12 protein-coding genes are annotated in these 13,121 nt (G+C 59.1%); 4 read left to right on the top strand and 8 right to left on the bottom strand.

The features are described from left to right. The first annotated feature begins 70 nt into the window (after positions 1-70). On the top strand, positions 71-1,138 hold the full coding sequence (locus LOY36_RS26975; RefSeq protein ID WP_258671504.1) for a haloacid dehalogenase-like hydrolase: 1,068 nt from the start codon (positions 71-73) through the stop codon (positions 1,136-1,138). Between the two features lie 91 nt (positions 1,139-1,229). On the opposite strand, the gene ilvD is transcribed toward LOY36_RS26975, so the two are convergent. The 5 genes from ilvD to LOY36_RS26950 form a co-directional block, all read right to left on the bottom strand. Then, complete coding sequence (gene ilvD / locus LOY36_RS26970) at positions 1,230-3,071, bottom strand: dihydroxy-acid dehydratase (protein ID WP_018928674.1); 1,842 nt, start codon at positions 3,069-3,071, stop codon at positions 1,230-1,232. A gap of 257 nt (positions 3,072-3,328) precedes the next feature. Then, the gene (locus LOY36_RS26965) at positions 3,329-4,549 is read right to left on the bottom strand and encodes an MFS transporter (protein WP_258671503.1); all 1,221 of its coding nucleotides are present in this window, start codon (positions 4,547-4,549) and stop codon (positions 3,329-3,331) included. After that, a complete protein-coding gene (locus LOY36_RS26960; protein ID WP_258671502.1) occupies positions 4,542-5,519 on the bottom strand; it encodes a diiron oxygenase in 978 nt (325 codons plus the stop codon). The genes LOY36_RS26965 and LOY36_RS26960 overlap by 8 nt, the downstream gene beginning before the upstream one ends. After that, complete coding sequence (locus tag LOY36_RS26955; RefSeq protein ID WP_258674225.1) at positions 5,516-6,595, bottom strand: SagB/ThcOx family dehydrogenase; 1,080 nt, start codon at positions 6,593-6,595, stop codon at positions 5,516-5,518. The genes LOY36_RS26960 and LOY36_RS26955 overlap by 4 nt, the downstream gene beginning before the upstream one ends. Before the next feature lie 439 nt (positions 6,596-7,034). Beyond that, complete coding sequence (locus LOY36_RS26950; protein WP_017341306.1) at positions 7,035-8,231, bottom strand: class I SAM-dependent rRNA methyltransferase; 1,197 nt, start codon at positions 8,229-8,231, stop codon at positions 7,035-7,037. Between the two features lie 232 nt (positions 8,232-8,463). On the opposite strand from LOY36_RS26950, the gene LOY36_RS26945 reads away from it, so the two are divergent. Genes LOY36_RS26945 through LOY36_RS26935 form a run of 3 tightly spaced genes read left to right on the top strand, consistent with a single transcriptional unit; the run spans position 8,464 to position 10,497 of the window. Then, complete coding sequence (locus tag LOY36_RS26945; protein WP_177324959.1) at positions 8,464-9,276, top strand: HDOD domain-containing protein; 813 nt, start codon at positions 8,464-8,466, stop codon at positions 9,274-9,276. A 30-nt stretch (positions 9,277-9,306) separates the two neighbouring features. Beyond that, a complete protein-coding gene (gene mutM, locus LOY36_RS26940; protein ID WP_018928680.1) occupies positions 9,307-10,119 on the top strand; it encodes a bifunctional DNA-formamidopyrimidine glycosylase/DNA-(apurinic or apyrimidinic site) lyase in 813 nt (270 codons plus the stop codon). Between the two features lie 54 nt (positions 10,120-10,173). Next, complete coding sequence (locus tag LOY36_RS26935) at positions 10,174-10,497, top strand: multidrug transporter (protein WP_019650206.1); 324 nt, start codon at positions 10,174-10,176, stop codon at positions 10,495-10,497. 49 nt (positions 10,498-10,546) lie between these two features. Here the strand turns inward: LOY36_RS26935 and LOY36_RS26930 are convergent, their stop codons facing one another. The 3 genes from LOY36_RS26930 to LOY36_RS26920 form a co-directional block, all read right to left on the bottom strand. Next, complete coding sequence (locus LOY36_RS26930) at positions 10,547-10,798, bottom strand: YfhL family 4Fe-4S dicluster ferredoxin (RefSeq protein WP_003195146.1); 252 nt, start codon at positions 10,796-10,798, stop codon at positions 10,547-10,549. 112 nt (positions 10,799-10,910) lie between these two features. Then, a complete protein-coding gene (gene coaD, locus LOY36_RS26925) occupies positions 10,911-11,390 on the bottom strand; it encodes a pantetheine-phosphate adenylyltransferase (RefSeq protein ID WP_007939322.1) in 480 nt (159 codons plus the stop codon). 115 nt (positions 11,391-11,505) lie between these two features. Further along, on the bottom strand, positions 11,506-13,101 hold the full coding sequence (locus LOY36_RS26920) for a GMC family oxidoreductase (protein ID WP_258671501.1): 1,596 nt from the start codon (positions 13,099-13,101) through the stop codon (positions 11,506-11,508). Positions 13,102-13,121 lie beyond the last annotated feature (20 nt).

The raw sequence follows: 13,121 nt of genomic DNA, 5'->3' as shown, positions 1-13,121 counted from the left end.
GTCGCGGGCAGGCGAGGACTGTCACACTTATTTGTTAGCGTCGATTTCTTTGAACCGGGGAGAAACGCCGATGAAGCTTGCACCGAAATTTCTTGCTGCTGCACTTGGATTGGGTTTGAGTCTTGGCCTTGCCGGCCAGGCGTTCGCTACCGACCTGAAGCACTGGCCAGCGGATCAGGCCAAGGCGCTGGACGCGATGATCGCGGCCAATGCCAACAAGGGTAACTTCGCGGTGTTCGACATGGACAACACCAGTTACCGCTACGACCTCGAAGAGTCATTGTTGCCGTTCATGGAAAACAAGGGCCTGATCACCCGCGAGAGCCTCGACCCCTCGCTGAAACTGATCCCGTTCAAAGACACCGCCGACCACAAGGAGAGCCTGTTCAGCTACTACTATCGTCTCTGCGAAATCGACGACATGGTCTGCTATCCATGGGTCGCCCAAGTGTTTTCCGGCTTCACGCTTCAAGAGCTCAAGGGCTACGTCGATGAGCTGATGGCGTCTGGCAAACCGGTGCCGAGCACTTATTACGACGGCGATGTGGTCAAGACCATCGACGTCCAGCCGCCGAAAGTCTTCACCGGCCAGGCCGAGCTCTACAACAAGCTGATGGAAAATGGCATTGAGGTCTACGTGATGACCGCTGCCTCCGAAGAGCTGGTGCGCATGGTCGCTGCCGATCCGAAGTACGGCTACAACGTCAAACCGCAGAACGTGATCGGCGTGACCACGCTGCTCAAGGACCGCAAGACTGGCGAGCTGACCACGGCGCGTAAGCAGATTACTGCGGGCAAGTATGACGAGAAGGCCAACCTTGGCCTCGAGTTGACCCCGTACCTGTGGACTCCGGCAACCTGGATGGCCGGCAAGCAAGCGGCGATCCTGACCTACATCGATGAATGGAAAAAACCGGTCCTGGTGGGCGGCGATACCCCGACCAGCGATGGTTACATGCTGTTCCACAGTGTCGACGTGTCCAAGGGCGGCATCCATTTGTGGGTTAACCGCAAAGACAAGTACATGACCCAGATTAACGGCATGATGGCCAAAAACGCTGCAGCTCAGGCCAAAGAAGGGTTGGCGGTGACGGCGGACAAGAACTGGGTGATCGTCAAGCCTGAAGAGATTCAATAAGCGCTGTGATCTCGTTCCCACGCTCTGCGTGGGAACGATCAAAAAAATGCCCCGCACTTGGCGGGGCATTTTTTTGTTCGACGGTTAAGTATTACAGCCCGTCGAGCATCGCTTTGTTACGCACGGCACCCTTGTCGGCGCTGGTCGCCAACAGGGCATAGGCTTTCAGAGCGGTGGTCACTTTACGTGGACGCTTCTCCACCGGCTTCCAGCCTTTCTTGTCCTGTTCGACCCGGCGCGCGGCCAGTTCTTCGTCGCTGACCAACAGGTTGATCGAGCGGTTCGGAATGTCGATCAGGACCTTGTCGCCGTCCTGCACCAGACCGATCGCGCCACCGGCAGCAGCTTCTGGTGAAGCGTGGCCGATGGACAGGCCCGAAGTGCCGCCGGAGAAACGGCCGTCGGTCAGCAGGGCGCAGGCTTTGCCCAGGCCTTTGGATTTCAGGTAAGAGGTCGGGTAGAGCATTTCCTGCATGCCCGGGCCGCCTTTCGGGCCTTCATAACGAATGATCACGATGTCGCCAGCCTTCACTTCGTCGGCGAGGATGCCGCGTACGGCGCTGTCCTGGCTTTCGAAGATCTTCGCGTTGCCTTCGAAGACGTGGATCGACTCGTCGACACCGGCGGTTTTCACCACGCAACCGTCCAGCGCGATGTTGCCGTACAGAACGGCCAGGCCGCCTTCTTTCGAGTAAGCGTGTTCGACACTGCGGATGCAGCCGTTTTCACGGTCGTCGTCCAGGGTTTCCCAGCGGGTCGACTGGCTGAACGCGGTTTGCGTCGGGATGCCCGCAGGGCCAGCCTTGAAGAAGTGATGCACCGCTTCGTCGTTGGTCTGGGTGATGTCCCACTTGGCGATACCTTCGGCCATGGTCTTGCTGTGTACGGTCGGCAGGTCGGTGTGCAACAGGCCGCCACGGGCCAGGGAGCCGAGGATGCTGAAGATCCCGCCGGCGCGGTGCACGTCTTCCATGTGGTACTTCTGGATGTTCGGCGCGACCTTGCACAGTTGCGGTACATGGCGGGAGAGGCGGTCGATGTCGCGCAGGTCGAAATCGATCTCGGCTTCCTGGGCCGCGGCCAGCAAGTGCAGGATGGTGTTGGTGGAACCGCCCATGGCGATGTCCAGGGTCATGGCGTTTTCGAACGCCTTGAAGTTGGCGATGTTGCGCGGCAACACCGACTCGTCGTTCTCGCCGTAGTAACGCTTGCACAGCTCGACGATGGTGCGGCCGGCTTGCAGGAACAGCTGTTCGCGGTCGCTGTGGGTGGCCAGGGTCGAACCGTTGCCCGGCAATGCGAGACCAAGGGCTTCGGTCAGGCAGTTCATCGAGTTGGCGGTGAACATGCCGGAGCAGGAACCGCAAGTAGGGCAGGCGCTACGCTCGTACTCGGCGACCTTCTCGTCAGAGGCGCTGGAGTCGGCGGCGATCACCATGGCGTCGACCAGGTCGAGACCGTGGCTGGCCAGTTTGGTCTTGCCGGCTTCCATCGGGCCGCCGGACACGAAGATTACCGGGATGTTCAGGCGCAAGGCGGCCATCAGCATGCCAGGGGTGATCTTGTCGCAGTTGGAAATGCAGACAATGGCGTCGGCGCAGTGGGCGTTGACCATGTATTCGACGGAGTCGGCGATGATCTCGCGGCTCGGCAGCGAATAGAGCATGCCGTCGTGGCCCATGGCGATGCCGTCATCCACGGCGATGGTGTTGAATTCTTTGGCTACGCCGCCGGCCCGTTCGATTTCACGTGCGACCAGTTGACCCAGATCCTTCAGGTGCACATGGCCCGGTACGAACTGGGTAAAGGAGTTGGCAATGGCGATGATCGGCTTCTTGAAGTCGTCATCTTTCATCCCCGTGGCGCGCCACAGTGCGCGAGCACCGGCCATGTTGCGGCCGTGGGTGGATGTTTTCGAGCGGTAATCAGGCATGGAGCACTCCGGGCGGCAAATCAGGTATCAAAAGGGAAGTGAGCTTCTATTGACGTCTGGAACACTCAGAAATGGCCGTGTGTCCGGAAGTTGCCGATAACTTTGCGGGATCGCCGCGCGCTTCAGCTTGAGCTCATAAACCCGCCGGGGGATGACTGGCGATGAATCTCGCGATTCTACACCGCTGGCGTCAGGAGGGAATGCCGGAAAGTGCTGATCCAGTGCTGACGGCGCGTGTGGGATGACGACCGGCAGGATTATTCGACGCTTGGGCTGGCTCCCGGGCTTTTGGCTCGGCTATGGATACGACTGTTGAGCACCAGCGCCACGCTGCTCAAGATGACGAAGCTGTATCCCAGCGTGGATTGCAGGTTGGCCGGGCTCAAGCTGATGAGCGCACTGATCAACCCTCCGCAGATGAAAATCACCGTGCTGCCGGCCGACGCCGAGGTTCCCGCATTTTCGGGGAACAGGCTCATGGCTTTGGACGTAGCGGCGGGCCGGGCGATGGTGGTGCCGGCAGTACAGATGAGCATCGGTACCAGGACAGTGATCGGGGACAGCGTAAAGTGGCTTGAGAGATAAAGCATGATCAGGCCGGACAGCAGGATCAGGCTCAGCCCGCTGATGACTTGATGACCGGGACTGATACGTTTACCCAACAACGTCGCAACCGTGCCGCCGACAATGTAGGCGCCGCCATATACCAGCAGGATCAGCGAGAAGTCATAGGCTGACAGCTGGAGTTGATCCATGAAAATCAGCGGCGAAATCACGATGAAGGAAAAATGGCAGGCGAAAGCAAAGGCGGAAATCAGCCAGTAGGACAGGAAGTCGACATTGCACAAGACCCGGCGGTAGGGCTGGAAGATATTCGATAGCGCTCCGGTTGCCGCTGGCCGAGTGTTTTCGAGAGAAAAACAGGCCTTGAGCAGCACTATTCCAGCCAGTGCGGTAAACACCCCAAAGCTGCCCTGCCAGCCCAGCGTGGCTTGCAGGAACGTGCCGGCCAACGGTGAGACCGAGATGAAAACGCCGGTGGCAGTCACCATCAGGATCCGCAACCGGTCACGCTCCTCACCCTCGAACAGGTCCTGAATCAGTGCCTGCGACAGCACGAAACACCCGCAGCCGAGCGCCTGAACGACACGGAACAGCAGGAAGTGGACATAGTCCGTGGTCAGTGTGCAGCCCACCGCACCCAGCATCGAGATGGTTATTCCGGCGAGCAACAGCCCTTTGCGCCCGATCACATCCGACAGCGGCCCGATCAGCAGTTGAGAGGCCGCTATGCCGACGGCAAACAGACTGATCGACAGCGCAATATCGGCGGGCGTGCTGCGAAAGTGTTCGGCGAGCGCCGGGAAAGAGGGCAACAGGACATCCAGCGGGAACACGCCAAGCAGCACCATGGCCAACAACAGGCTGACCGCTCCCCGACGTTGTTTGACGGTTGCCGTGGATTGTCCTTCAGCCATCGATAAGCCCTGCCTTCATAAACAGTTGCTGGTTGGAGGGCAGGTCGAAGAAACCAGCCTTTTTTAACGCCTGAAGCGTTGCGCCAGCACCGGATCGCGCCCGTTGATGGGTGGCTTGGGGGTTGGTCAGTCCGCAGAGAATTTCCGTGACGGTTGTGTCGCCAAGAGCCGCGCTGTGCAGGCTTTCGCGCATCCATCGCTCATCGGCCTCGAAGAACATCCGGATGATGTCCAGCAGCGCTTTGGCGACAAACGTGCGTTGAGGGCTGTTCAGCGTCAGCCACAGGTAATGGAATACTTCAGAGAAATAGCGACTATGGCGCGCCTCGTCCGCCAGATGATCCCTGAGCATTGCCTGGACGCTGGAAACCAGGTCGTTACGGCAGACATCGAGCAGTTCCTTGGCAATGATCGTCTCCGACACGAACCCGACGAGAAACCAGGCCAGCGCCCTGTATCTTTCAGGGGCGCCGTCAAGCAGGGCGTTCAATCGCATGATGCGGTGGGGCATGACCGGACGCCGGCTGATCCCATAGAACCTGGCAACCTGTTCGGCAAGGCTGTTGGAAAACAGGGCGTGATAACCCTCGTCGGTATAAAGCTGAAGCGCGGCGGTCTTCATCCGTGCGGGAATGTGGACGTTCAGTTCATCATGGATGATGGTTTCCACGGAGCGGTTGACGATGCGGTGCTCAAGCAAGGTGGTGTAGTCGAGGAAGTACACTAGATGATTGGCCGACAGCCGATGGATGACGGTTTGACCTGCCGCCTGGATAGCCGGGTGAGTCAGGTAAGCCAGGAAGCCTGGAGGAAACCAGTGGCGCGTTTCCAGTTGCTGCTCCAGATCTGGCGGTAATAGATAGTCGTGTTCGCTGGTGCGCACTGACGCGCGGGTATTCCAGTCGCCCAGGGTGTAACGATGAGCCCAGGACACCGGGTGGTCCAGCGGGGCAACGATGGGAGTGGTCATTGTTGCGGCTCCCGACTGCTCAGAAGATCTTTCAATTCCTGGCACATCAACTGTCCGTCGCTGTAGCCACAGCCGACAAAAAACAACGGTTGTTCCGCGCTGTCCTCGATCCCCAGCAAGACCTCGACCTGATCATCGGCCAACGCCCCCGTCAGCCAGGTGTTCAACCCCAGTGCAGTGGCCACCAGTTGGAATGTTTGAGAAATATGCCCCGCTTCCACAAAGGCCATTCGGTAGGCTCGCGAGTGTTCATATTTCCACCACAGCTTGTCGAACCGACTGGTGATGAACAGGCCCACGGGCAGGTTGTTGATGAAGTGCTGCCCACACAGCAACTGCCCCAGTGGTGAGTCAGGTGTCGGGTTGACGAAACTCAAGGCGTGGTCGGTGGGGTGATAGGCGTAGAGCCCGGGTTTCAGGCCGCTGACGTTGTGTACGTGAAGAAAGCCTTCGCAGGCATTCAGCCCGCCACCGGATGGGCTGCTGCGCCGGGCATCGAGACCTTCGACGAGGGTTTCGTCGACATCGTTTTCGCGCTCATGCAAGTAGCCAAGGGACAGGTAAAGCAGCGTGCCAATAGCTTCCAGTGAAACCGCTGCATCCGTGAAGGTGCGGCAGGTTTTTCGGCCGATCAGGACGTTGGCCAGAGACCCTTCCGGCAGGCAGGAAGGCTTTGGCAGGTCAATCAGCTCCCGCGCCTGGCGTTCTGTGGGCCGGTTGCTCGGCGCAGGAGTGGCCAGCACTTCGGTGCAATGGTCCAGGTAGTGTCTGGACCATTCATGAATATCCTGAGGGACATGTTCGCAGGGGATGTTTTTGGTACCGATATGGAATATCTTCGACAGTTCATCCCAACCCCATTCAACAGTACCTTGTATTGATGTTGTCAGTATTCCTGCGTTCAGGAGTTGAGTATCAACTATGTTGCTGTCGTTATACAGTTCAGGGTTGTTGATAAGTTGCGTAAGTCTGCTTGAGTATTCAAGGCTTAGTTCAAATTGTTTGTGATTTTTGTAATCCCAGACTATTTGGCCGGGCGTGCGAGGAAGTATGAATAGATATGGGTTTATCTGCATGGTGGGTGGTTCGCTCTGGACGAGTGCCATAGAAAACGCTGGGTAGCCGGCACTCCCCAGCGTCTCATTTACTTAGCGGGCTTTTGGAGCAACCAGAAAAGCCAGGTTGGCGATTTTGTTAGCTTCCAGAGTAATTGCTTTCATGTTGTTGACTCCTTGTCATTTGGTAGTGAGTGTCACTTCGAGGTGACAACTCAATCATAGGCTTTAATGGGCTCTTATCAAGGGGAGATCAAGTAGGAATATTCCAGTAATTTTGTCGGAGCGGTCTTGGGGTTGGAGAAAGTTTGTAAGTTATATTCTTTCAAATCAAATGTGCAGGGAAATGTCCTGCAAGTCTGTAGGACTGCAAGAGTAAGACGATGGGGCGGGAGAGGATATGTCGCGGCGTCAGAATGGCTGACGGAGAGCCTGTCGGCTCCCCGTCAAACCGGCGTACTCAGCTGTTTGGCAGCAGACGGCAGGTAATGCTCTTGATGTAGCGGGTTTCGGCAATGGCTGGGTGAACCGGGTGATCCGGGCCTTGTCCGCCGCGCTCCAGCATCTGGATGTTACGGTCCAGGTGACGGGCGCTGGTCAGCAGGATGTTCTGCAGATCGTCTTCCGGCAGGTGCATCGAGCACGACGCGCTGACCAGGATGCCGTCCTTGCTGAGCAGGCGCATGGCTTGTTCGTTCAGGCGACGGTAGGCGCCTTCACCATTTTTCATGTCTTTCTTGCGTTTGATGAATGCAGGAGGGTCGGCCACGATGACGTCGAAACGCTCTTCGCTGGCTTTCAGCTCTTTGAGGGCTTCGAACACGTCGCCTTCAATGCAGGTCATTTTTTCGGCGAAGCCGTTCAGTGCGGCGTTGCGCTCCACGCCATCGAGGGCGAAGGCCGACGCATCGACGCAGAACACTTCACTGGCGCCGAAGGCGGCCGCTTGCACGCCCCAGCCGCCGATGTAGCTGTACAAGTCCAGTACGCGTTTGCCTTTGGCATAAGGTGCCAGACGCGCGCGGTTCATGCGGTGGTCATAGAACCAGCCGGTTTTCTGGCCCTGGATGACCGGCGCTTCGAACTTCACGCCGTTCTCTTCCAGCGCTACCCACTCCGGCACCAGGCCGAACACGGTTTCTACGTAACGGTTGAGGCCTTCGGCGTCACGGGCGGCGGAGTCGTTCTTGAACAGGATGCCGCTTGGCTTGAGCACTTGGGTCAGCGCCGCGATCACGTCATCTTTGTGAGCTTCCATGGTCGCCGAAGCGATCTGGACCACCAGGATGTCGCCGAAACGGTCGACCACCAGGCCTGGCAGCAGGTCGGAGTCGCCGTAGACCAGGCGATAGAACGGCTTGTCGAACAGGCGATCGCGCAGCGACAGGGCGACGTTCAGGCGATGCACCAGCAGCGACTTGTCCAGCGGCAACTTGATGTCGCGCGACAGCAGGCGGGCGCAGATCAGATTGTTCGGGCTCATGGCAACGATGCCCAGCGGCTTGCCGCCGGCGGCTTCGAGGATCGCCTGATCGCCAGCCTTGAAGCCGTGCAATGGGGTGGCGGCTACATCGATTTCGTTGCTGTAGACCCACAAGTGACCGTTGCGCAGGCGTCGGTCGGCGTTGGCTTTGAGGCGCAGGCTAGGCAGGGACATGACGTCGCTCCGGAAAAAAGAGCGGGAGTATAGCGTGTTGAGGGAGTGGCGGGTTTGACTGACGATGAAACGCGCATGACGCCATCGCGGGCCCGCACACGTATGGATTGAGTTTGACTGGCTGTCGGATCGATCTTTTTAAGGGGTAGAATCCCCGCCTGACCCGGAGTGCGTACTTATGTCCCAAGAGCTGTCTTCTGAACAGATTCAACAGTCCCTGCAAGGCATCAGTGTGCCGGCCCAGCCGCAGATCATGGTGGATCTGCAGATGGAGCAATATATGCCCGACCCGGACCTGGAGGTGATCGCCAAGCTGATCTCCCAGGACCCTGGCCTTTCCGGCGCCTTGCTGAAAATCGTCAATTCGCCGTACTACGGCTTGAGTAACAAGATCACCGCGATCCAGCGTGCAGTAAACCTGTTGGGCAGCCGTTCGATCATCAACCTGATCAACGCGCAGTCGATCAAGGGCGAGCTGAACGACGATGCAATCGTCACCCTCAACCGTTTCTGGGACACGGCGCAGGACGTGGCGATGACCTGCCTGAGCCTGGCCAAGCGCGTCGGTGTCCAGGCCGGCGATGAAGCTTATGCGCTGGGCCTGTTCCACGATTGCGGCATCCCGCTGATGCTCAAGAAATTCCCCGACTACATGAAAGTGCTGGAGCAGGCCTATGCCAACGCCAGCGCCGAATGCCGCGTGGTGGATACCGAGAACAAGCAATACAACACCAACCACGCCGTGGTCGGGTATTACACCGCCAAGTCCTGGCGTCTGCCGGAACATGTCACCCAGGCCATTGCCAACCACCACAATGCCCTGGCCATTTTCAGCGATGAGTCGTGCCGCAATACACCGCTGAAAAACCTGCTGGCAATCCTGAAGATGGCCGAGCACATTTGCGCCTCCTATAGAGTGTTGGGCAACCAGGCCGAAGACCACGAATGGAACAATGTCGGGCATCTGGTGCTCGATTACATCGGTCTATCGGAATACGATTTCGAAACCCAGAAACAAGAAATTCGCGACCTCGCCACGCGTTGAGTGTCGAACCTCGCCTGATTCGAGAGCCCCATGCCAGAACTGCCGGAAGTCGAAACCACCCGCCGCGGAATTGCACCGCACCTGGAAGGCCAGCGCGTCAGCCGGGTGATCGTGCGTGAGCGCCGTCTGCGCTGGCCGATCCCCGAAGACCTGGATGTGCGGCTGTCGGGCCAGCGCATCGTGCTGGTGGAACGGCGGGCCAAGTATTTACTGATCAATGCCGAAGTCGGCACGTTGATCAGCCATTTGGGCATGTCGGGGAATCTGCGGCTGGTGGAAGCTGGCTTGCCGGCGGCCAAGCATGAGCATGTGGACATCGAGCTGGAATCGGGCCTGGCCCTGCGTTACACCGACCCGCGTCGGTTCGGGGCGATGCTCTGGAGTCTCGACCCGCTGAATCACGAACTGCTGGTTCGCCTGGGGCCGGAGCCGTTGACCGATCTGTTCGATGGCGAGCGTCTGTTCCAGCTGTCCCGCGGGCGATCCATGGCGGTCAAGCCGTTCATCATGGATAACGCGGTGGTGGTTGGCGTCGGCAATATCTACGCGACCGAAGCGCTGTTTGCTGCCGGCATCGACCCGCGCCGCGAGGCCAAGAGCATTTCCCGGGGGCGTTATTTGAAGCTGGCGATCGAGATCAAGCGCATCCTGGCGCTCGCCATCGAACGGGGCGGTACCACGTTGCGGGACTTTATCGGCGGCGACGGCCAACCGGGGTACTTCCAGCAGGAGCTGTTCGTGTACGGCCGTGGTGGTGAACACTGCAAGGTCTGTGGCACGGGGCTGCGGGAAGTCAAACTCGGGCAGCGCGCCAGCGTCTTTTGTCCGCGCTGTCAGAGCTGATATCGGCTACGGTCTATAGTCAGTGTTCTCACTGCCTAGCCGAAGGACCGTGCCATGAATCTGTTTCGAACCTTTGTCGTCACGCTGCTGCTGAGCATCGCTGCGCCCACGCTGGCTACTGAGAACGGCAGCGGCGACCCGCGTTACACCATCCAGAATCCACCGGCCTACGCCATGCTTGGCGATCTGCTGATTGCCCGACCGTTGCTGGTGGTGGCGACAGTGATCGGTGCCGGGGCGTTTGTGGTGTCGCTGCCATTTACCGCGCTGGGCGGCGGCATTGGCGATGCAGGGCAGGCGCTGGTGGTCGACCCGGCGAAAGCGGCGTTTGTGCGGTGTCTGGGGTGCATCGGGGAAGGGTTTGAGCAGCGGGAGTGAGGCATAAAAAAGATCGTCCGGACGCGGTTCGGACGATCTTTCCAGGCTTTCAAGCCTTACCGGTAATCTTCCGGTATTTCTCCATCAACTGTTCTTCAGTTTCCGGATGGGCTTCGTCCAGCGGAATGCAATCCACCGGGCAGACCTGCTGGCACTGCGGTTCGTCATAGTGGCCGACACATTGCGTGCACAGGTTCGGGTCGATCACGTAGATCTCTTCGCCCTGGGAAATGGCGGCGTTTGGGCACTCGGGTTCGCAGACGTCGCAGTTGATGCAATCGTCGGTGATGATCAGGGACATGCTAACTCCAGCCGGGGCGGCAGGCCCTGGCGCAATAAACCAATGCGCACAATTGTGCCGCATTGGCGCCCGCAGTGCACGCGGGCGCGATCAAGTGCAGCTTCGGCAGCGCCTACTTTTTGAAGCGTTCAGTGAGGGCGTCGGCCACCACCGGGTGGACGAACTTGGTGATATCGCCGCCCAGGGCCGCGATTTCACGGACCAGTGTCGAGGAAATGAACGAATAACGCTCGGACGGGGTAAGAAACAGGCTTTCCACATCCGGTGCCAGTTGGCGGTTCATGTTGGCCAGCTGGAATTCATATTCGAAGTCCGACACCGCGCGCAAACCACGCAGGAACACATTGGCGTTCTGCTCTTTGGCGAAGTGCGCGAGCAGCGTCGAGAAGCCGACGACTTCAACGTTCGGCAAATGTTTGGTGACCTCGCGGGCCAGCTCCACACGTTGTTCCAAGGGAAACAGCGGGTTTTTCTTCGGGCTGGCGGCGACGGCGATGATCACGTGATCGAACAGGCGCGAGGCGCGTTCGACCAGATCGCCATGGCCCTTGGTAATAGGGTCGAAGGTACCTGGGTACAACACTCGGTTCATCGCGTCGTCCTGGCGGGAGTCCGTTGGGGAGTCGGATGGTATCGCAGCCTTCCCGGTCGGCCAAGTCGCCTGTTGGGTAAGAAAGCACTATAGACGATAGGAATATTCCGCGTTTTCATGGGTTTTTCAAACGTTCGGCCAGTGAATTCGCCAGTTGTGCCGTCAGTCCGTAGACCGACAATTGTGGGTTTGCACCAATGCTGGTGGGGAATAGCGAGCCGTCGTGAATCGATAGATTGTGCAGTTGGTGATGTCGGCCGAGGCTGTCGGTCACGGCGTTTTTCGGGTCTTCACCCATGGCACAACCGCCCATCACATGAGCACTGCCCAGGCGCGTGCGATACAACTCAAGGCTCAACCCGTCGATTAATGCACGCGCTTCGGCGAGGGTTTTCACGTAACGGGCGTCGGCATGCATCGGCATCACAGCGTTGGCGCCACCGGCGAACTGGATCTCGGCCATGCTATGGAACGCCCGGCGCAACCCGTCCCAGGCATACGGTGAAACCTGATAGTCGAGTACCGGCGTGCCGTCACTGCGCAATTCGACATTGCCGCCGGGGCTGTCCGGGTGAAAACCGTCTCGCAGCAATGCCAGCATGGCGTGGGTATGCGGAAGGTTTTCCATGTGCCGGGCGTTTTCCGTGCCGAAGCCACCGAGCAGGGTGGTGGCCAGCGCCGGGTGCAGCGGTGGGACCTCCAATTTGTAGGACATCTTGCCGGTGATGCCGTCCTGCCACTGGAAATGGTCGGAATAAATCGACTGCGGCGCGCCGTAGAACGGGTTGATCACCTCGTCGAACAGCCCGGCGGACATGTTGACTAAATGCAGGAACGTCCGTTTTCCCAGTCGCTCATGCGGATCCGGCGCCTCTGAACGCAATAGCAGCGCCGGGCTGTTGATCCCGCCGCCGGCCAGCACGTAATGCCGCGCCTTGACTGTGATTGTGCGTCCGGTAGGGGCAACGCAACGCTCATCCATCGCCACACAGTGCAGGCCAGTGACTCTGCCGTCCTTGATCGACAGCTTTTCAGCGCGGGCCAGATAGAGCAGCTCGCCACCTTTTTCCAGGGTCGCCGGGATGGTCGTGACCAGCATCGATTGTTTGGCGTTAGTCGGGCAACCCATGCCGCAGTAGCCGATGTTCCAGCAGCCGCGCACGTTGCGCGGGATCACATGCCAGGCGTAGCCGAGTTTTTCGCAGCCTTTGCGGATGACGTCGTTGTTGGCGTTGGGCGGCACTAGCCACGGGGCGACGCCCAGGCGTTGTTCCATGTTCTCGAACCAGGGCGCCATCTCGGCCGGTGTGTGGCCTACGACGTCATGTTCTTTGGCCCAGTGTTCGAGCGTCTGATCCGGGGTGCGAAAGCTCGAAGTCCAGTTGATCAGCGTGGTACCGCCCACCGCCCGGCCCTGGAGGATGGTGATCGCACCGTCCTTGCTCATGCGCCCGATGCCTTCCTGATAGAGGCTGGTGTAGGCCTGATCTTCGAGCATCTTGAAGTCGCTGCTGGTCTTGAGTGGGCCTTCTTCGATGAGCAAGACCTTGTAGCCTGCGGCGCTGAGGATTTCGGCGGTGGTTCCGCCGCCGGCACCGCTGCCGATGATCGCCACATCCGCTTCGAGGGTCAGGTCCTGGGGCAATTGCGAACCGTTATAGGTTTTCCAGCCACGGGCCAGGCCTTCGCGAAACGGATCGGGTACGGGCATGTTCGGGTTCTCTTGTTGTT

Source organism: Pseudomonas sp. B21-019, assembly GCF_024749225.1.
Taxonomy (GTDB): domain Bacteria; phylum Pseudomonadota; class Gammaproteobacteria; order Pseudomonadales; family Pseudomonadaceae; genus Aquipseudomonas.
The sequence above is the reverse complement of the archived record's forward strand: the minus strand, read 5'-3'. Positions and strand labels throughout refer to the sequence as shown.